This window comes from Thermaerobacillus caldiproteolyticus (genome assembly GCF_013761245.1).
In the GTDB taxonomy this organism is placed as follows: domain Bacteria; phylum Bacillota; class Bacilli; order Bacillales; family Anoxybacillaceae; genus Thermaerobacillus; species Thermaerobacillus caldiproteolyticus.
In genome coordinates this window covers 105,921-123,514 of sequence record NZ_JACDUT010000004.1, presented here as the reverse complement: position 1 = coordinate 123,514, position 17,594 = coordinate 105,921, and the positions used below count along the sequence as shown (strand labels likewise).

At 42.2% G+C, this 17,594-nt stretch carries 21 protein-coding genes; 8 read left to right on the top strand and 13 right to left on the bottom strand.

The annotated features are described in order from the left end of the window. Positions 1 to 19 precede the first annotated feature (19 nt). Complete coding sequence (locus HNR31_RS07600) at positions 20 to 424, bottom strand: DUF445 family protein (protein WP_181555656.1); 405 nt, start codon at positions 422 to 424, stop codon at positions 20 to 22. A 204-nt stretch (positions 425 to 628) separates the two neighbouring features. On the opposite strand from HNR31_RS07600, the gene HNR31_RS07595 reads away from it, so the two are divergent. The 4 genes from HNR31_RS07595 to HNR31_RS07580 are packed head-to-tail and all read left to right on the top strand — an operon-like array spanning position 629 to position 5,314. Further along, positions 629 to 1,720, top strand: coding sequence for a YheC/YheD family endospore coat-associated protein (locus tag HNR31_RS07595; protein WP_181555655.1), 1,092 nt, complete (start codon positions 629 to 631; stop codon positions 1,718 to 1,720). A 5-nt stretch (positions 1,721 to 1,725) separates the two neighbouring features. Then, positions 1,726 to 2,793: a YheC/YheD family endospore coat-associated protein gene (locus HNR31_RS07590; RefSeq protein WP_181555654.1), complete on the top strand. Its 1,068-nt coding sequence runs from the start codon at positions 1,726 to 1,728 to the stop codon at positions 2,791 to 2,793. Next, positions 2,790 to 4,142, top strand: coding sequence for a YheC/YheD family endospore coat-associated protein (locus HNR31_RS07585; RefSeq protein ID WP_181555653.1), 1,353 nt, complete (start codon positions 2,790 to 2,792; stop codon positions 4,140 to 4,142). Before HNR31_RS07590 ends, HNR31_RS07585 begins: the two co-directional genes overlap by 4 nt. Continuing rightward, the gene (locus HNR31_RS07580) at positions 4,139 to 5,314 is read left to right on the top strand and encodes a YheC/YheD family endospore coat-associated protein (RefSeq protein ID WP_181555652.1); all 1,176 of its coding nucleotides are present in this window, start codon (positions 4,139 to 4,141) and stop codon (positions 5,312 to 5,314) included. Before HNR31_RS07585 ends, HNR31_RS07580 begins: the two co-directional genes overlap by 4 nt. On the opposite strand, the gene HNR31_RS07575 is transcribed toward HNR31_RS07580, so the two are convergent. Beyond that, entirely contained in the window at positions 5,271 to 5,681 is a 411-nt protein-coding gene (locus tag HNR31_RS07575) for a hypothetical protein (protein ID WP_181555651.1), read from the bottom strand. The two genes, HNR31_RS07580 and HNR31_RS07575, sit on opposite strands and share 44 nt — an antisense overlap. Before the next feature lie 103 nt (positions 5,682 to 5,784). Between HNR31_RS07575 and HNR31_RS07570 the strand changes: the two genes are divergently transcribed. From HNR31_RS07570 to HNR31_RS07560, 3 genes are all read left to right on the top strand, one after another. Next, complete coding sequence (locus HNR31_RS07570) at positions 5,785 to 5,973, top strand: hypothetical protein (protein WP_181555650.1); 189 nt, start codon at positions 5,785 to 5,787, stop codon at positions 5,971 to 5,973. Positions 5,974 to 6,066: 93 nt separating this feature from the next. Further along, on the top strand, positions 6,067 to 6,969 hold the full coding sequence (locus tag HNR31_RS07565; RefSeq protein WP_181555649.1) for a PucR family transcriptional regulator: 903 nt from the start codon (positions 6,067 to 6,069) through the stop codon (positions 6,967 to 6,969). 119 nt (positions 6,970 to 7,088) lie between these two features. Continuing rightward, on the top strand, positions 7,089 to 8,198 hold the full coding sequence (locus HNR31_RS07560; protein ID WP_181555648.1) for an ABC transporter ATP-binding protein: 1,110 nt from the start codon (positions 7,089 to 7,091) through the stop codon (positions 8,196 to 8,198). A 57-nt stretch (positions 8,199 to 8,255) separates the two neighbouring features. Here HNR31_RS07560 and HNR31_RS07555 read toward each other — a convergent pair whose 3' ends face one another. Beyond that, positions 8,256 to 8,498 (bottom strand): hypothetical protein, encoded by a 243-nt coding sequence (locus HNR31_RS07555; RefSeq protein ID WP_181555647.1) that lies wholly within the window; start codon positions 8,496 to 8,498, stop codon positions 8,256 to 8,258. 244 nt (positions 8,499 to 8,742) lie between these two features. Between HNR31_RS07555 and HNR31_RS07550 the strand changes: the two genes are divergently transcribed. Next, positions 8,743 to 8,955 (top strand): alpha/beta-type small acid-soluble spore protein, encoded by a 213-nt coding sequence (locus tag HNR31_RS07550; RefSeq protein ID WP_181555646.1) that lies wholly within the window; start codon positions 8,743 to 8,745, stop codon positions 8,953 to 8,955. Between the two features lie 61 nt (positions 8,956 to 9,016). On the opposite strand, the gene HNR31_RS07545 is transcribed toward HNR31_RS07550, so the two are convergent. From HNR31_RS07545 to HNR31_RS07500, 10 genes are all read right to left on the bottom strand, one after another. After that, entirely contained in the window at positions 9,017 to 9,751 is a 735-nt protein-coding gene (locus tag HNR31_RS07545; RefSeq protein ID WP_181555645.1) for an amino acid ABC transporter ATP-binding protein, read from the bottom strand. A 19-nt stretch (positions 9,752 to 9,770) separates the two neighbouring features. After that, positions 9,771 to 10,463, bottom strand: a complete 693-nt coding sequence (locus tag HNR31_RS07540; protein WP_181555644.1) for an amino acid ABC transporter permease — start codon at positions 10,461 to 10,463, stop codon at positions 9,771 to 9,773. After that, a complete protein-coding gene (locus HNR31_RS07535) occupies positions 10,450 to 11,262 on the bottom strand; it encodes an amino acid ABC transporter substrate-binding protein (protein ID WP_181555643.1) in 813 nt (270 codons plus the stop codon). Before HNR31_RS07535 ends, HNR31_RS07540 begins: the two co-directional genes overlap by 14 nt. A gap of 153 nt (positions 11,263 to 11,415) precedes the next feature. Then, positions 11,416 to 12,681, bottom strand: coding sequence for a hemolysin family protein (locus tag HNR31_RS07530; protein WP_181555642.1), 1,266 nt, complete (start codon positions 12,679 to 12,681; stop codon positions 11,416 to 11,418). Positions 12,682 to 13,026: 345 nt separating this feature from the next. Next, positions 13,027 to 14,052, bottom strand: coding sequence for a thiazole biosynthesis adenylyltransferase ThiF (locus HNR31_RS07525; protein ID WP_181555641.1), 1,026 nt, complete (start codon positions 14,050 to 14,052; stop codon positions 13,027 to 13,029). Further along, entirely contained in the window at positions 14,049 to 14,816 is a 768-nt protein-coding gene (locus HNR31_RS07520; RefSeq protein ID WP_181555849.1) for a thiazole synthase, read from the bottom strand. Before HNR31_RS07520 ends, HNR31_RS07525 begins: the two co-directional genes overlap by 4 nt. Before the next feature lie 2 nt (positions 14,817 to 14,818). Continuing rightward, complete coding sequence (gene thiS / locus HNR31_RS07515; RefSeq protein ID WP_181555640.1) at positions 14,819 to 15,022, bottom strand: sulfur carrier protein ThiS; 204 nt, start codon at positions 15,020 to 15,022, stop codon at positions 14,819 to 14,821. A gap of 17 nt (positions 15,023 to 15,039) precedes the next feature. Next, the gene (thiO, locus tag HNR31_RS07510; protein ID WP_181555639.1) at positions 15,040 to 16,173 is read right to left on the bottom strand and encodes a glycine oxidase ThiO; all 1,134 of its coding nucleotides are present in this window, start codon (positions 16,171 to 16,173) and stop codon (positions 15,040 to 15,042) included. After that, positions 16,163 to 16,789: a thiazole tautomerase TenI gene (gene tenI / locus HNR31_RS07505; protein ID WP_181555638.1), complete on the bottom strand. Its 627-nt coding sequence runs from the start codon at positions 16,787 to 16,789 to the stop codon at positions 16,163 to 16,165. The genes thiO and tenI overlap by 11 nt, the downstream gene beginning before the upstream one ends. A 16-nt stretch (positions 16,790 to 16,805) precedes the next feature. After that, a complete protein-coding gene (locus HNR31_RS07500) occupies positions 16,806 to 17,591 on the bottom strand; it encodes an energy-coupling factor transporter transmembrane component T family protein (RefSeq protein ID WP_181555637.1) in 786 nt (261 codons plus the stop codon). Between the last annotated feature and the right edge of the window lie 3 nt (positions 17,592 to 17,594).

Here is a 17,594-nt window from a genome sequence, read left to right as displayed (position 1 = left end):
ACTTCTCCATGAATGACACTCAAATCCAAAGGCCGACGATTCCTTGTAAAATTCTAATTAATCCGCCCAACAGCGCTCCTAAATACGTAATCATTTTGAATTCGCGCTGCGAAATCGACAAAATCATTTCTTCTAGACGTTCGACAGAAAACGTTTCGACTTCGGAACGAACAATATCCGCTAATTGCAATCGCTGAACAATCTCTTCCACTTGTCCGCTCAGCCATTGTCCTCCTATGGACACCACTTTTGGAATCCATTCGTTCATGATTTTCGCTTGATATGGGACAACAACATCCGCTAATGGTTTTTCCACTGTTCTTGCAACAAATTGGTGAATCGATTGCCGTATTCGTTCTTTTCCAACTAGCTCTTCAATCGCTGTAAACGGATAATCAATAAGTTTGTTCCATTCTGTTAACAAAAGGCGAGCAAGTTAGTGACACCGCCAATAATTGCCCCGACAGCAATCATAAATAACAAATACAAAATCGTTTCCATGTTTCTCCCCTTTCCCACATTCCATCTATCACCAATACTAGGCGAAAAACATACGATACCATATGAAACGTTTGCTTAAATTCCCATTATAGAGCTTGTTGAACGAAAGCGTAAATGAGGGAGAACGATGAACCATCCCCACGTCATCGCTGTTTTGACGGAAATTTTTCATACAGAATCTGGCGTTCATTTTGGCTCTATTCACGAATTTTGCCAGGAATTAGCATATTACAGCCAAAAACAACAGGTAATGCTGTATGTCACTTCGTTACCAATGTATTTAGAAAATGATCGACAAGGATACTGTTGGATTGATGGAAAATGGCAGCAAATCTCTGTTCCGCGGGCGCATGTTATTTATAATCGCATTCATTCGCGAAAAACAGAGCATTCTTGTTTATTTGAACAATTAGTAAAAAAGGTAAAAGATGAGCATATTCCGATGTTTAACCATCGTTTTTTACACAAATGGGAAGTGCATCAACTTTTATCAAACTATCATTACTTACAACCGTACTTGCCCAAAACGGAGCTATTGACAACAAAAACAATATTGGATGACTTTCTCGAACAATTCCCTGTCGCTTTTATCAAACCGATTCACGGTAGTCAAGGGAGGAATATTTTTCGCATCGAAAAAACAGAAACCGATTTTCGGCTTGATTATTCAACTTTTACGAAGGATATGGTACAGCAATATTCTTCAACTTGTTCATTGTTTTTTTCGTTGAAAGAAAGAATAAAATATCCGGTCATCATTCAGCAAGGATTATCGCTAAAAACCGTTCAACGCCGCCCTGTTGACTTTCGCTTATTATGCCATCGCATCCATGGCAGCCAGTGGCAAGTAACATCCGCGATCGCCCGCATCGCTCAAGAAGGACAATTTGTCGCCAACATTGCCCGCGGTGGTGACATCGTTCCACTCTCCTCGCTGCTAAGGCAATTTTACGATAAAAAAACTGCTTCATTGCAAAAAAGCTTTTTAAAAGAATTAGCGTTAGAAGTAGCGAATGCATTGGCGAATGAAGCCGATGGGTTATATGGTGAATTCGGCATCGATTTGGCGCTTGATCATGATGGAAAACCGTGGATCATCGAAGTGAACACCAAGCCGTCGAAACAGGCGGATACGTCGACCGCTACGCAAGCGATTCGTCCTTCTGCCAAAGCCATTATTCATTATTGTTTGTCGCTTAACAAGCAAAAAAAGGAGTGAGATAATTGATTTCTCTCGGTTTTTTGACAGTGTACGAATACCAAGAGCATGACTACGTTACAGAAATCGCTAAACGGGCACATCATTATGGAATCAGCGTATATCGCTTTACTCCGCTTTCGATTGACCCACTAACGGAAAAAGTGAATGGAGAGCGCTTTGATGACGAGTCACAGTCTTGGATTTCTTGTATGTTTGACATCCCTTCGCTTTTATATGACCGATGCTTTTACCGTTCCGATGACCGTTCGAAAAAAAGCAAGCCAATTGTACAATGGCTAAAAAACCGTCCGGACGTCACGTTTTTAGGGCACGGATTCCCGAATAAGTGGGAGTTATATCAAAGTGTTAGCAACCATCCCATTCTTTCGTTTTACACGCCTAAAACCGCTCAGTTACATTCAGCCAATGACCTCACGCGAATGCTGCGAAACGAAAAGGCGGTCATTTGCAAGCCGGAACAAGGCTCTCGTGGAAGAGGAATTTATATTGTAAAAAAAGCGGGCAAACAGCTGCATGTGATAGATGCCTTTGGAGACACGATCTTACACGTTAACACAAGACAAACATTAAATCATTGGCTTGACTCATTACACAGCACCTCACCTTATCTTATTCAGCCGCTTTTCTCCTTTCAAACGGACGAAGGAAACCCATTCGACCTTCGCTTTCTTTTACAAAAAAACGAACATGGCCAGTGGGTAGAACGAGGCAGAGGGGTGCGCATTGGCAACACCGGTACTTTCGTAGCGAACATAAGCGCAGGAGCTACCATTTATCCTTTTTCGGAATGGGTTCATCATCTTTCTCCGCACAAACGCTTGCTGATTGCGGATGGGATTGATACCATTCTTCGCTCATTACCGCCATACCTTGAACAGCAATTCGGTCCGTTGTTTGAACTTGGCCTCGATATCGGCGTCACAGGTGATGGAGCGGTATGGATCATCGATATGAACTCAAAACCGGGGCGGAAAATCGTCACAGAAACCGCGCCGCACGAAAGCGAGACATTATATCACTCTCCACTTCGCTATTGTCAGTTCCTAGCCAAAGAGGTGAATATACAATGAACATCTATGCATTAACAATTCAAAACCACGGCGAAAATACGGTTTGGCTTCCCTCTACAGCTCCCTTGTCAGGGCAAACGGACATCGCCTTCGGAAGCGTATCTACTTCTTGTCAAATTGTTTCATCTTCTGCCCTCAACAATGAGATTATCATCACTAAAGATGTCGCAGAACGTCTACGCATTCCTTTTGCCAATCGCATTCATCTCTTCCTTGATGAAGATACCATTTATATTGGACCGTTAATTGGCATCTTTACAGCCGGATTTACGAAATCATCCATTCGACCAATTGGAAAAAGAAGCTTTTTCTTTGCGAAATTATTATCGAACGAAAAAAAGGTCGGCGGATTTGCGTTTGTATTTGGGGCTCACCATATTCATTGGGACAAAGGAACAGTCACCGGCTACTTTTACACGAAAACAGGCTGGGAACAACATGAAATTCCGTTTCCTAACGTCATTTATAACCGTCTTCCCAACCGGCGAACTGAAAATGAAACAATGTTTCAAGAAATTAAACAAAAATTAAAAACGGAATATTTTATTCCATGGTTTAATGAAAACTTTTTTAACAAATGGGACATTTATTGTTTGTTGCAACAACATCCGCTTGCTCGCGCCTATCTTCCGGACACAGCGAGCCCTCCAACAATAGAGGCAGCACAACAATTTTTGGATGAATATCAACAAATTTATATTAAACCAGCAAACGGCAGTCTCGGTTTAGGAATTTATCAACTTATTCAGCGTAACAACTCCTATTATTGCCGATTCCGGGACCATCAAGGATGCAACCGATTACAAAAGTTTCCAACCCTTTCGGATTTATGGGGAAAATTGTTAGCAGATAAGAACATGGAGCTGTACATTCTCCAACAAGGGATTCCACTCATTGAAGTGAACGGAAGAAAAGTAGACTTTCGCATTCATACCAATAAAGACGAGCATGGAATATGGCAAGTGAGCGCCATCGCTGCCAAAATTGCGGGGAAGGGAAGCGTGACGACCCATATCAATAACGGAGGAATCGTCAAAACGGTAGAAGAGGTGTTTCCGAAAAAAGAGGAACAAACGAAAATGACAGAGCGGTTACAACACGCTGCCCTTACATTAAGCCGCTGTTTAGAGGAGCAACTTGATATGATGATCGGCGAAATCGGCTTTGACATTGGAATCGACCAACAAAACAACCTATGGTTATTCGAAGCCAATTCCAAACCCGGCCGCTCCATTTTCAAACACCCGAAATTAAAACAATACGATGAGCTAACGACCGTTCTATCACTGGAATACGCCGTATATTTAAGCAAACAAATGATTACTGCACCAGAGGCATTGCTGACATGAAAACCATTTATTATAGCGTGCATACGCAAACATGGTTTCACCGAGACAAAGGGTGCACCTACACGCTCGGCCATAACAACCATGCGTTATCATTTTCTGAGCAGATTCCTTTTTTATCGTTTCGCGTCAAAGAAAGGCACGGGAAAGTCGGACCGCTCGTTGGAATACTACTGAGCGAATCGTCGATTCCCCATCTTCAAAAACGGCAGAAACGTTACATCGAAATGATTAATTCTCATTTACAAACGTCCGGCGGAATCGGGATTGTCTTCACATTAAACGGAGTCCGTGCTAATACGCTTCATGGATACATCTTTTCTGAGCAAAATGAAGAATGGATCGAAACGATTACCCCGCTTCCCGATGTTGTATATAATCGAATGAAAAGCCGCAGCGAAGAAAAATCAGAGACATTTCGCCAATTCATTCAATGGCTTCATAACCATCGAATCCCATACTTTAATCCTTGTTTTTTTGCAAAATGGCAGCTGTATGAGCTGCTGCATACAAACGAACGGTTGCGCCCACATCTTCCTGCAACCGTTCAAGTGCACACAATTGATGACATTCTCACCATGCTACACACATACAAACACATTTACATGAAACCAAACGCGGGCTGGAAAGGAAAAGGTATTTTTACCTTAACGTATACCCCAACAGAAGAAATCATTTTTGAACGAATGCATGAACGAAAGCTTCTCTCTCGAATCGATGAACTGAACGAGCTTTACAAGTTAACAGAGTATATTGCTCAACAAGCGATTGATTCCGACACGTTCCATGGCAACCGTTACGATTTGCGTATCCTCGCTCATTACAACAACGGAACGCATACGATAAGCGGCATTGGCGTGAGGCTGTCACAAACCCAGCAAATGACGACGCATATTCCGAACGGGGGAAGAAAAATTCCATACCGCCTTGTCAAAGAGCGATTTCATGAATCCCTTTTACACACGATCGTTCGTGAATGCGGACTAACATTATCTGAACACTTAGGGTTTATCGGAGAATTTTCCATTGACATCGGACGGGGAACCGACGGGCAATTATACATTTATGAGCTGAACTCTAAACCGATGATTTTTGATGAACCGGAGATTCAAACTCACGGCGCCAAACGCCTCATCGCTGTATTTGATCAGTTAAGCGGGTTTGCATCATCATAACAAATAACTTTCCGTATTCTAATGCACGCTCCAAAGCTCGGTCCGCCGCTTGTTGCGGTGCCCCAGAAAGAGCCGCTCGCAATTCATAACACAACATTGCTTTCTTTATTTCGTTGCCAAGCGCAGCGTTGACGAGATCATCAACTGATCCATCCATGACCTCATCGTCTACGCTTTTCTCGCCATATCTTCCCGCGATTAAAAAATAAATATATTGCCATAGCTCATATTGCTTTTGCTCGTATTGTAAATAAGAGGCTAACTGTTGCTTCCATCTCTCTTCTGGCAACCGTGCCATTAACTTCTCACCGAGACGTTGGGAGACACTCGTCGCCTGTAATATTTGTTTTAACGTACCAATCATCATCTTCTTTCCTCCTTGCTTGTCCAACTGCCACATATATATGAAAAAGACGGGGAACATATTCCTAAATACACATACACTATTCATATACCAAGGAGGAAAAACGATGGCAGACCACAGTCAGCAGGCTCGAAAGGACTCCCATTATGAGGGGAGAGATAAATATTATATGGACATCGACCGCATGATTAATGAAGGCATGGGCGGTGGCTACGTCCACGCACGCAGTGATGTTACAAACATTGAAGAAGCTTGTGATTTAACAAAAGAGGAACCTCCTCACGAGATATCATAATGGTAAGAACCGATTTTCTCCTTCGTTGAGAAAATCGGTTCTTCTTTCTGCTATAATAGAAGTAACGATCTGGCGGAAAGGAAAGTCATGCTCATGATTGAACAACTACAATCACATTATAGGGATGCGATGGTTATTAACATAGATCCTAAAAACCGAGAGGATTATGAATGGTTTTATACGAAAACAGGCGATCAAATCGGGATTTTAAAGCATGTATTAACAGAGCGGGAAAAACAATTGTTGTCCATTTTTTTAACACCACTGCCGAACCATGATCTCTTTATGACGAGAGAAGAACTTGCATGGTATCGGTTCATTGTACATGGAGACTCTACACAACTCAATCTTCTTTCAGAGCACGCACCTTTCTATAGATTCATTCAATTCCACATCAAGCAAACAACCGTTGACAAAGATGATTTTCGTGAAGCGGTAAAAGGATTGTTCCGCGAAAATGTTATAATTATTTGGGAACAAAATCATCGCGGAACGATTATTGAAAATAAGTATGATCAAACCGATCATGACGTACCTTTTGCTGAAATGATTGATACGCTATCAAGCGATTTTTACATTACTCTTCACGTATTTATCGGCCAAATCTATCGCTTCGATGAAAATCTTTTGCACTTATTTCGTTTAGAAAAACAATATTTTCAACTCTCACAGACTTATATTCCAAAACAAACTGTTTATACTATCGAAGACATTATCCCTATTTTATTTATTCACCAGCATCCAGAATTTGAGAAGATCAAACCATCACTTCAGTTTCTCAACACCATTGATAAAGAATTACTTGATACAGTAAAAGTGTTTTTACAATGCAACTTAAATGTCTCATTAGCGGCAAAAAAGCTATATATGCATCGCAATAGCCTTCAATATCGCATAGATAAATTTATCGAAAAGACAGGGATTGATATTAAACATTTTAAAGGAGCGGTTGCTGTGTATTTAGCCATCCTTATCAACGAATATACCGATCGCTAAATTCGTCATCATGCCTGAACCTCTTTTCATTTTTTGTGCACGTTGTCCATTTACGCCCTACGCCATTTTTCGGTACGCTTAAACCAAATGAAACCGATTTCAAAATGGAGGTGCTGGACATGGCTGAACTTCGTTTAGAACACATCTATAAAATCTATGACAACAACGTCACTGCTGTAAAAGATTTTAATCTTCATATTCATGACAAGGAATTCATCGTCTTTGTCGGTCCGTCTGGTTGCGGTAAATCAACAACCCTTCGGATGATTGCTGGACTTGAAGAAATCTCAAAAGGCGATTTATACATCGATGGTAAGCGCATGAATGATGTTGCACCAAAGGATCGCGATATCGCAATGGTATTCCAAAACTACGCGCTTTATCCGCATATGAGCGTCTATGACAATATGGCATTTGGTTTGAAATTACGTAAATTTCCAAAAGATGAAATCGATCGACGTGTTCGTGAAGCAGCACGCATTCTTGGTCTCGAACAATACTTAGACCGCAAACCAAAAGCGCTATCCGGTGGTCAACGTCAACGCGTTGCCTTAGGTCGAGCGATTGTTCGTGATGCAAAAGTTTTCTTAATGGACGAACCGCTTTCAAACCTCGATGCAAAACTTCGCGTCCAAATGCGTTCAGAAATCGCGAAATTACATCAACGTTTAGGAACAACGACGATTTATGTTACACACGATCAGACAGAAGCGATGACGATGGCCACTCGTCTTGTCGTCATGAAAGATGGGGTTATTCAACAAGTCGGTACCCCGAAAGAAGTATATGAAAAACCAGAAAACATTTTCGTCGGCGGCTTTATCGGTTCACCGGCAATGAACTTCCTAAAAGGAACATTACAAGATGGTACTTTCGTCATTGGCAATGTCACTATCGGAGTTCCTGAAGGAAAAATGAAAGCACTTCGCGAGCAAGGTTATGTTGGTAAAGAAATCATTTTAGGCATTCGTCCGGAAGACTTCCACGATGAACCTGTGTTCATCGAAGCATCACAAAATACAAAAATTACGGCAAACGTGGAAGTCGCGGAATTACTCGGTGCTGAAACGATGATCTATTCGCAAATTAATGGTCAAGAATTTGTCGCTCGCGTTGATGCCCGCACAGAAATTAAGCCTGGTCACCAATTAGACCTTGCGTTAGATATGAATAAAGCACATTTCTTTGATGTAGAAACAGAAAAACGCATTCGTTCGAATAACGAATAATCACATCACTTTCCCCAATATGGATATACAAATGACCCTAGCTTTTGAAAGCTGGGGTTATTCTTTTATAAATCGAACTTCTTCGTGGTGGCAATGCGGACAATAAAAAAGGTGTACACATTCGTGATATCCAAACGTTGTCGGATATCCGTCTGCTCGTTTCATCATATCAATATCCATATATGGACTATAATCATCAAAATAATCTGTTACCTTCCCTTGGTCCTGTAGTTTTCCTTGGCATTGAGAACAATACATAGATAGCTCCCTCAACCCATTACAAAGCGGGCAAACATTCATAAGCGCTGCCTCCTATTTCAAACATACCTTATTTTACTATTCCCTCACGATCCCAATCGTAAAACGTAAAAAATTACCATAATGTAAGAACGAATAATAATAAAAAAACGTTTCAAACTACTAGTACCATCCCCGATAAACACGTTGGGTTCAGCCAAGTTTGGCAGCGTGCTTTATTGCGCGCAGTGCTGGTGCAACTCCAGCCAACCCAGCCATAAAAATTTCAATAAGGAGATGATCAAATATGGCTCAAAATAACAGATCTAACCAATTATTAGTTTCTGGTGCACAACAAGCAATCGATCAAATGAAGTATGAAATCGCTCAAGAATTTGGTGTAAACCTTGGTGCTGACACTACTTCTCGCGCTAACGGTTCTGTTGGTGGCGAAATTACAAAACGTTTAGTTGCAATTGCTCAACAACAACTTGGTGGCCAATTCAGCAACGTTCAATAATCAGTGAAAACTGCATATATATGGCTAAAGCCCCAAGCATTTTGCTTGGGGCTTATGTTATTTACTGAATCAATTGTAAAAATTTCTTTGTTCGTTCATGTTGAGGATTCGTAAATAGTTGTTGTGGTGTGCCGCGTTCAACAATAAATCCGCCATCCATAAAGATTACTTCATCGGCTACTTCTTTGGCAAATCGCATTTCATGTGTGACAATCACCATCGTCATTCCTTCATTTGCCAAGTCTTTCATCACCTTCAATACTTCACCGACAAGTTCTGGATCTAACGCTGACGTCGGTTCATCAAATAACATAACTTCTGGTTCCATCGCCAGCGCCCTGGCAATCCCAACACGCTGCTGTTGTCCTCCTGATAGCTGAAACGGATAATGATGAGCTTTGTCCGCCAGTCCTACCTTCGTTAAAAGTGCCATTGCCTTTTGGCGCGCCTGCTCTTTTGCTTCCCGTTTCACCGTCACCGGACCTTCCATGACGTTTTCTAAGGCGGTCATATGCGGAAATAAGTTGTAATTTTGAAATACCATTCCTGTTAAGCGACGGAATTCATGAATATCTCGTTTCGTCATGTTTTGAGAAAAATCCAGCTGTCTGTCACCGATCGAGATTTTCCCTTTTGTCGGTATTTCTAGTACATTTAAGCATCGCAAAAACGTCGTTTTTCCTGATCCCGAAGGTCCAATAATGACTATGACTTTTCCTTTATCTACCGTTAAATCGATCCCTTTTAATACCTCTACATCACCAAACTGCTTATATAATCCTTGAACAGAAATCATCGTTCCTATCTCCTTGTCGTTACCGCGCAATATAGCGGTTCAAACGTTCTTCAATTCGGCCTTGAACAATCGATAATAAAAAGCAAATTACCCAATAAATCAGTCCAGCTTCTGTATACAATAACAAAAATTCATAGTTCGTTGAAGCAATCTCTTGTGCTTTTCGAAACATTTCCGCGACAAGAATCAACGAAGCAAGCGACGTATCTTTCACCAAGCTAATAAACGTATTGGATAAAGGAGGAACAGAGACGCGCGCTGCTTGCGGGAACACGACACGCCGTAACGTTTGTCCATAAGTCATGCCAAGTGAATAAGCCGCCTCCCATTGACCTTTTGGAATAGATAAAATGGCAGCGCGGATAATTTCTGACGCATACGCACCAACATTTAATGAAAAACCGATAACAGCCGCCGGAAACGGGTCAATGGTAATCCCAAGATTCGGCAAGCCATAAAAGATAATAAACAACTGTACAAGTAATGGCGTTCCACGAATCGCAGACACATATACTCTTGCGATAATCTCTAACACTTTCACGCCGGAAAGGCGGGCAAGCGCCGTCAGAATTGCTAAAATCAAACCAAGTAAAAACGTGATGATCGTGAGCGGAATCGTATAATACAAAGCTCCCTTCACTAAAGGGAGAAGGGAACTTTGAGCAATGGCGGTTAACCGTTCAGGATCGAGCATAACATTACTTAGATACATCTTGACCAAACCATTTCTCTGAAATTTTTGCGTATGTTCCGTCTTGCATCATATCGTGTAGCGCCTTGTTTACTGCAGCAACGAGCGTGTCGCTGCCTTTCCGGAACATGAATCCGCTTTGGGAAGCATCGCTATGAGTCGCAACAATTTTAATTGGCGCATTCGGTTTTTGCTTTAAGAAATCAAGAACCGACAACTTATCGTTAATCGTCGCATCTACTCGTTTAGAACCTAATAATTCAATCGCCTGATTAAAGCCTTCCACACCGACAATTTGCGCTCCATAGGATCGCGCTAAATCGGCATAATTACTTGTCATTGATTGCGCTGCTTTTAAACCTTTAATATCTTCAAATTTCGAAATTTTATTATTGTCTTTATGAACGACAAGCACAGCCGCGGATGTAATATACGGATCGGAGAAATCATACTTCTTTTGACGGTCAGGACGAATTCCTACTTCATTGGCAATCATATCAAAGCGTTTCGCATCTAGCCCTGCAAACATCGCATCCCATTGCGTTTCCATAAATACAGGCTTGACACCAAGACGCTTTGCTACTTCTGTCGCAATTTCAACATCAAACCCTGTTAACTTTCCGCTTTTATCATGGAAAGTAAACGGAGGATATGTACCCTCTGTACCAATGCGTAACTCCCCTGCTTTTTTCACTTGTGCCAATAAATCATTTTTTGGTTTATCGGCCCCTTCTTGCCCTTGCTCGTTACCGCAAGCAGCCAGCAACAAGAAAGAAACGGCTAACAAAAAGAACAAACTTAGCGAGAAACGTTTTTTCATTTATTCAAACCTCCATTATTCCGATTGGTGTTCATAACATATGTCATAATAAAAAAGTTTTACACAGATGTCAAATAGAATTCACGTAGCCAATTCATACGGCCGTTTGATGGTGGCAAATTTGTGTACAAAAATAAGGAGCTTTCTCGCTCCTTATATATTTTCTGCAATTGGCTCGCTTAAAGATACAAGCACTTTGCGAATTCTTCGATTTTCCACTTGCCGCACCGTCAAGGTAAGAGGGCCATAATGAAGCGTTTCACCTACATTTGGAATGCGTTCAAACATCTCGAATACCCATCCTCCCAGCGTATGGGAAGAGCTTTCCGGTTCGTCAATTTTCATGAGTTCACAAAACTCATCAAGCGGCAATTCCGCATTCAATTCATAACTATAATCATCGATTTGATGAATATTTTTTACCGCTTCATCATGTTCATCCCATATTTCCCCGACGATTTGTTCAATAATATCTTCCAATGTAATGAGCCCTGCTGTCCCGCCAAATTCGTCGACAACAATAGCCATATGCACTTTGCTTTTTTGCAATTCCGGCAACAAATCGGAAATTTTCATTGATTCGACAACAAACAGCGGTTTCCGTAATAACTCGCGAACGTTCACTTCTTTTTGTTGAATGAGTTGACTAAAAAAATCACTCTCTGATAAAATTCCGATGACGTGGTCTATATCCTCTTCATACACCGGGATACGCGAATATTTTTCCTCAAGGAAAATGTCGCGAATTTGTTCAATCGGCTGATTAACCTCAACTGCAATCATATCAGCACGCGGTGTAAAAATTTCACCAACTAAAATTTCATCAAAATCGAGTGAACGATGCACGAGCTCTTTCTCTTTATTATCAATAATCCCTTCTTCTTCACTTAAATCGATCATCACTTTGATTTCTTCTTCCGTAACTGCCGGGACAACAATCCCGTGAGTCAACCATTTTGTCCACTTTTCCTTGATCATCGCAAATAACGAGGTTATCGGAGAAAGCACCTTCACTAACGCATAAATAATTCCTGAATAGCGAAGTGAAAGCGATTCTGCACGCTCTTTCGCCATTGATTTTGGCAAAATTTCACCAAAAATAAGAAGTAACACCGTCATTACAATGGTACTAATGAACAAACCAACATTTTCGCCAAACGCATCAATTGCTACTTTCGCAGAAAGCGAGATCGCTGCAATATTTACGAGATAGTTCGCAACAAGAACCGTTAGCAAAACACGATCCAGATTTTCCGTGATATAGAGCGCCCGCTTACTGCCGCGCCGATTTTCTTCTGCATAATGTTTCAATCGTATTTTATTGACGTAAGAAAATGCACTTTCCGCCGAAGAAAAGAAAGCGGATAAAACAATAAAGAGAAGAAACAATCCAAACAGGCTCAGAGGCAATTCTCCCAAAGAATCTTCACACTCCTAAACCGTTACTTTGTTATTATTATCCATTTTTATTTATATGTATTATCATATCAAATTTTTCACCAAATGCATACTACCTAAACATGAACACAAAAAACCGCAGCTGTATAGCTGCAGTTTTTACGAGTCAATAATAGCGGCACCAATGATAAAGGCCAACGTCAGCAAAGAAGCAATATTCAATGTGATGGATAGCTCCTCCATTTTGTCCCCTCCCTTTATGATTATCCCCTATTATGATCGTAACAAGAAACAATTGTGCGTACGCATAATAATTCGTACAATTTTTTGACATGACAAACAAAAGAGCCCTTATAAAAGAGCTCTTCATCCTAAATAACGATAATATAGCGTTTTTGCTTCCTGAATATCTTTTGTTCCGTGAACGAGAGCACGCCCGTCTTGAAACACAACAAGCCGATGTTCGCCAAGCGAAACGGATACAAGGTAAGGATTCGTTTCGACTTGTAACCCTTGCTTGGAAAACAATTGAGCAAGCTCGCGCAAATCGTATTCCCGCTTTGCCGCAGGACGAATTTGTACAGAATTTCGTCCGCATAAGACCGCCGTTTTCGTTTGCATGTCATACGAAAGGTATGGATACGTCGGATGGGTTCCACAAGATGGACAATCGTCTTTTTTCACTTGATCCACTCGAATCGCCACATGCTGGTTTTTCCATAAATCAAACGAAACGAGCTTATTTCGAAGTGATTGCCAATCTTCCACAAGAATTTTTAATGCTTCCGCCACTTGATAAGCGACAACCATTTGTACAGCAGGGCTAATGATTCCAGCTGTATCACACGTTAAGCCACCAACAGGCACTGTCTCAAGCAAACAATGAAGACATGGTGTTTTCCCGGGGACAAAAGCATAACTAATGCCATAGCTGCCGACACAAGCACCATAAATCCACGGAATGCGATATTTATTCGACACATCGTTAATAATCATACGCGTTTCAAAGTTATCAGTCGCATCGATAAGAAGATTGGGATGCTGCTCTTTGACGATCGTTTCCAATTCTTGTGCCGTCGCATCACCGACAATCGCTGCAACCGTTACATCCGAATTGATTTGCTCAAGTCGCTGTTTGGCAGCGATCGCCTTTGGAAGGCGTTCTTTCGCATCTTCTTCACTATACAATTGTTGCCGTTGCAAATTGCTCCATTCGACATAATCGCGATCGATGATTGTGAGCTTGCCAATTCCTGCGCGCACGAGCGCTTCGGCGTTTCCAGTCCCTAACGCCCCTGCTCCAATTAGCAACACATGCTTTTTGGAAATCTTCTCTTGTCCGTCTTTTCCAATTGGTGCAAACAATTGTTGCCGCGAATACCGTTCATTCAAACAATGCTCATTCCTTCCATCGGACTGCTTGCCGTTGCGTACCGTTTTTTCGGAATTCTCCCCGCCTCATAACCGAGGCGTCCCGCTTCAATGGCAAGCTTCATCGCTTTTGCCATTTTCACCGGATCGGCCGCACCGGCTACAGCTGTATTTAATAGCACTCCATCTGCCCCTAATTCCATGGCGAGTGCCGCATCGGCCGGACTTCCGATTCCCGCATCGACAATGACAGGAACCGTTGCTTGCTCAATGATGAGACTTAAGTTTAACGGATTGATAATTCCTTGCCCGGAACCAATCGGTGAGGCTCCTGGCATAATTGCGTGGCAGCCTAGTTGCTGCAAACGTTTTGCAAGCACGACATCATCCGACGTATACGGAAGCACAATGAATCCTTCTTCTAACAACATCTCCGTTGCTTTCAATGTCTCTACAGGATCAGGAAGCAGTGTTTTGTCGCAGCCGATGACCTCCACTTTAATCATATCACATAATCCTGACGCTTTGGCGAGCCGAGCAATTCGCACCGCTTCTTCGGCTGTCTTTGCACCTGCCGTATTTGGAAGAAGTTTGTATTTCGTAATCTCCAATTTTTCAAGAAAATTCGGCTGATTCGGCTCAAAAATGTTCATACGACGAACCGCAAATGTTAAAATTTCTGCACCTGATACTTCGACTGCCTCTTTTTGAACGTCAAAGCTCGGGTATTTACCTGTCCCCAGTAAAAGCCTTGATTGAAATTGATATGGTCCAATTTGTAACATCATCAACCGCCTCCTACAAAATGAACGATTTCGACTTTATCGCCGTTACATAATGTTGTCGTTTCATACTCTTGTTTTTGAATAATATTCAAGTTCACTTCCACAATGGCAATTTTGTGGTTTAATCGAAAATGAGACAGCAAATCAGAAACCGTTTTCACACTGTCTGGAAGTTGAATTGATTCGCCATTAATAATGAGTTCCATTCCTCTCCCCCTTTATGTCATAAATGTGTTACGTGACTGTTTCTTGTGACAGAAAAAGGAGCAAGGTCGATCTCCCCACTGCCTTTTCCTTCAATCAGATCAGCTACCAAAACTCCTGTAATCGGACTTAATAAAATCCCATTTCGATAATGCCCGGTCGCGATCCAAACTCTTTCATATTCAGGGTGTACGCCTATATATGGCAAACCGTCCCCCGTCTGCGGACGAATTCCTGTCCATGCTTTTTCCCATTCGGCATGGCGAATGCTTGGAATTAGCTGCTGCGCTTGTTCAAGCAACCTTTTGATTCCTTGTACCGATACTTTTTTGTCAAAGGTGTTTGGCGTAGAAGTTGCCCCGATGAGCAGCTTATTTTCTTTTTTCGGCACGATATAGCAACCGTTTTTCGCAAAAACCGTCGCTTGAACAAGCGGCCTCTCCGTTTTGACAAAGAGGCACTCGCCTTTCACTGGGTACATCGGTATTGAGATTCCTGTTCTCTCCAGAATTTGAGCGGACCATGCTCCTGCCGCAATGACAATGGCGTCTGCCGCCATCGTTCCATGGTTGGTGTACAGGAGATATGTCTTACCTTCTTTTAGAAAGTTAACGACCTCTGTATATTCACGCCATTCGGCTCCATAGACAATCGATGCTTTTGCAAAAGCGACCGATAAATCAGAGGCGCTCACTTGCCCATCATTTGGAAGATACATCACACCTTTTAAATCACAGCTTACATTCGGTTCCATTTCCGTCGCTTCATGAATCGTTAGCCAACGGGCACTGCCATCGAATTTCTTCCAAAATTCATAATGACGCTGCAATGCTTCACGTTCTTCGTCCGTTACTGCTACTTTCAACATCCCTTTTTGCACAAGTCCGATATCAATGCCGGTCATCTCTTTTAATTCTTCGGCAATGCTCGGAAACATGGCGCGGCTTTTTAAAGCAAGCGGAAGGAGCGGGCTTTCGTTTGAAAATTCTGACTGTGCTCCGAGCATGCCTCCCGCCGCGCTCGAGGCTTGACCAGCCACGCGCTCTTTTTCCAATACAATAACGCGAAATTGGCGTTTTGCTAACTGAAACGCGATCGAAGCACCAACAACCCCACCGCCAATAATAGCGACATCATAATGGTTACCATTCATTGAAATCCTCTCCCCACTTTTTCACCATACGCGCATATTCCTTCACCCGAGCAAGTGGATCTTTGGCTAAAAATACCCCCGACATCACCGCGATGCCACTTGCTCCCGATTGTAATACTTGTTTGACATTGTCCGGCTGAATACCACCAATAGCAATAACCGGAATGTATATACTCGACGCAATCGTTTTTAATGTTTCTAATCCTCTCGGAGGAACTCCCCGTTTGCACTCGGTCGGAAAAACATGACCATACAGACAATAATCCGCCCCGCTTTTCTCTGCCTCCATCGCTTCTTCTAATGAATGAACCGAACAGCCGACAACAAGCGACGGAAAATGGGCTTTAACCGTTTTTGCAGACAAGCTGTGGTAAGCAAGTTGGACACCCTTCACTCCAAAAACAGCTGCCACATCGACGCGATCATTGACAATGATCTTTCTTGCCGGCACTCCGCGAGCAACAAGGGCAGAAATGAAATCAGCAAGTTCTCTTGCTGTTTTTGTTTTTTCCCGCACATGAATCGCATCGACATACGGATGAATGTGTGCCGCAATCGTCACGAATTGTTCAAGCGGCTGCATCCCCGTTGAAATGACATGAAATTGTGTGTTCATTTCAATCCCTAACCTTCTAACGTACATCTTCGACTGGAATATACGGAAAACTGATTCCAACGTAGTACGCTACTGCTGCCATAACGCTGATCAAAAGAAGGAACACAAAATCGTATTTACTAAACCCGATTTCGTAGTAAAAAGTTCGGGCCGCTCCGCTGGAAAATCGTTTTGCTTCCATCGCTACCGCAATGCGTTGAGCGCGGCGGATGCTTTGCGAAAGAAGCGGAATTGCATACCGCTTTATTTTTTCAAATATTCCGCTGTTGGCAGTGACTCCCCGCACTTTTAACGCGTTTTGTACCGTTTGAAACTCCTCAAGCATGATCGGAATGAGACGGACTCCTGCTAAAAAGCTATACGCGTATTTCGGCTTCAACTTCAGTTGCTGCATGAGCGAATAAAATAAATAAACCGGCCTTGTCGTTAACGAAAAAAGTAAACCAAGTAGCGCAAACGTTAATGCGCGAAACCCAAGATGCATGCCGCGTAAAAAACTTTCTTTTGTAATATGAACAAGGCCCCACTGAAACCATGTTGTTTTTCCTTGACCAAACAGCATCATCGAAGAGGCGGTTGAAATGAAAATAAGCAAAAACGGCAAAAAGAGCAACAACAAATACTTCATAGGGTATCCGGTATAGATAATGAACAAAAGGATAAGCGCAATAGAAAAATTCATTAAGATGTTCGGGTTATGCACGAACAATACACCGATAAATAAAACAAGCATCACAAGCAGCTTCAAGCTTGGATTCGTTCGATGAAGCCATGTCTCACGATAGCAAATGTCCCATCTCACCGT

What these genes read in the sequence shown, in the direction of transcription:
- HNR31_RS07535 (WP_181555643.1), bottom strand. Translation starts at nt 11,262, where the DNA reads ATGAAAAAACGTTTCTCGCTAAGTTTGTTCTTTTTGTTAGCCGTTTCT.
- thiO (WP_181555639.1), bottom strand. Translation starts at nt 16,173, where the DNA reads ATGAATGGTAACCATTATGATGTCGCTATTATTGGCGGTGGGGTTGTT.
- HNR31_RS07565 (WP_181555649.1), top strand. Translation starts at nt 6,067, where the DNA reads ATGATTGAACAACTACAATCACATTATAGGGATGCGATGGTTATTAAC.
- HNR31_RS07545 (WP_181555645.1), bottom strand. Translation starts at nt 9,751, where the DNA reads ATGATTTCTGTTCAAGGATTATATAAGCAGTTTGGTGATGTAGAGGTA.
- HNR31_RS07575 (WP_181555651.1), bottom strand. Translation starts at nt 5,681, where the DNA reads ATGATGATTGGTACGTTAAAACAAATATTACAGGCGACGAGTGTCTCC.
- HNR31_RS07595 (WP_181555655.1), top strand. Translation starts at nt 629, where the DNA reads ATGAACCATCCCCACGTCATCGCTGTTTTGACGGAAATTTTTCATACA.
- HNR31_RS07540 (WP_181555644.1), bottom strand. Translation starts at nt 10,463, where the DNA reads ATGTATCTAAGTAATGTTATGCTCGATCCTGAACGGTTAACCGCCATT.
- HNR31_RS07555 (WP_181555647.1), bottom strand. Translation starts at nt 8,498, where the DNA reads ATGAATGTTTGCCCGCTTTGTAATGGGTTGAGGGAGCTATCTATGTAT.
- HNR31_RS07570 (WP_181555650.1), top strand. Translation starts at nt 5,785, where the DNA reads ATGGCAGACCACAGTCAGCAGGCTCGAAAGGACTCCCATTATGAGGGG.
- HNR31_RS07585 (WP_181555653.1), top strand. Translation starts at nt 2,790, where the DNA reads ATGAACATCTATGCATTAACAATTCAAAACCACGGCGAAAATACGGTT.
- tenI (WP_181555638.1), bottom strand. Translation starts at nt 16,789, where the DNA reads ATGAACACACAATTTCATGTCATTTCAACGGGGATGCAGCCGCTTGAA.
- thiS (WP_181555640.1), bottom strand. Translation starts at nt 15,022, where the DNA reads ATGGAACTCATTATTAATGGCGAATCAATTCAACTTCCAGACAGTGTG.
- HNR31_RS07550 (WP_181555646.1), top strand. Translation starts at nt 8,743, where the DNA reads ATGGCTCAAAATAACAGATCTAACCAATTATTAGTTTCTGGTGCACAA.
- HNR31_RS07520 (WP_181555849.1), bottom strand. Translation starts at nt 14,816, where the DNA reads ATGTTACAAATTGGACCATATCAATTTCAATCAAGGCTTTTACTGGGG.
- HNR31_RS07560 (WP_181555648.1), top strand. Translation starts at nt 7,089, where the DNA reads ATGGCTGAACTTCGTTTAGAACACATCTATAAAATCTATGACAACAAC.
- HNR31_RS07580 (WP_181555652.1), top strand. Translation starts at nt 4,139, where the DNA reads ATGAAAACCATTTATTATAGCGTGCATACGCAAACATGGTTTCACCGA.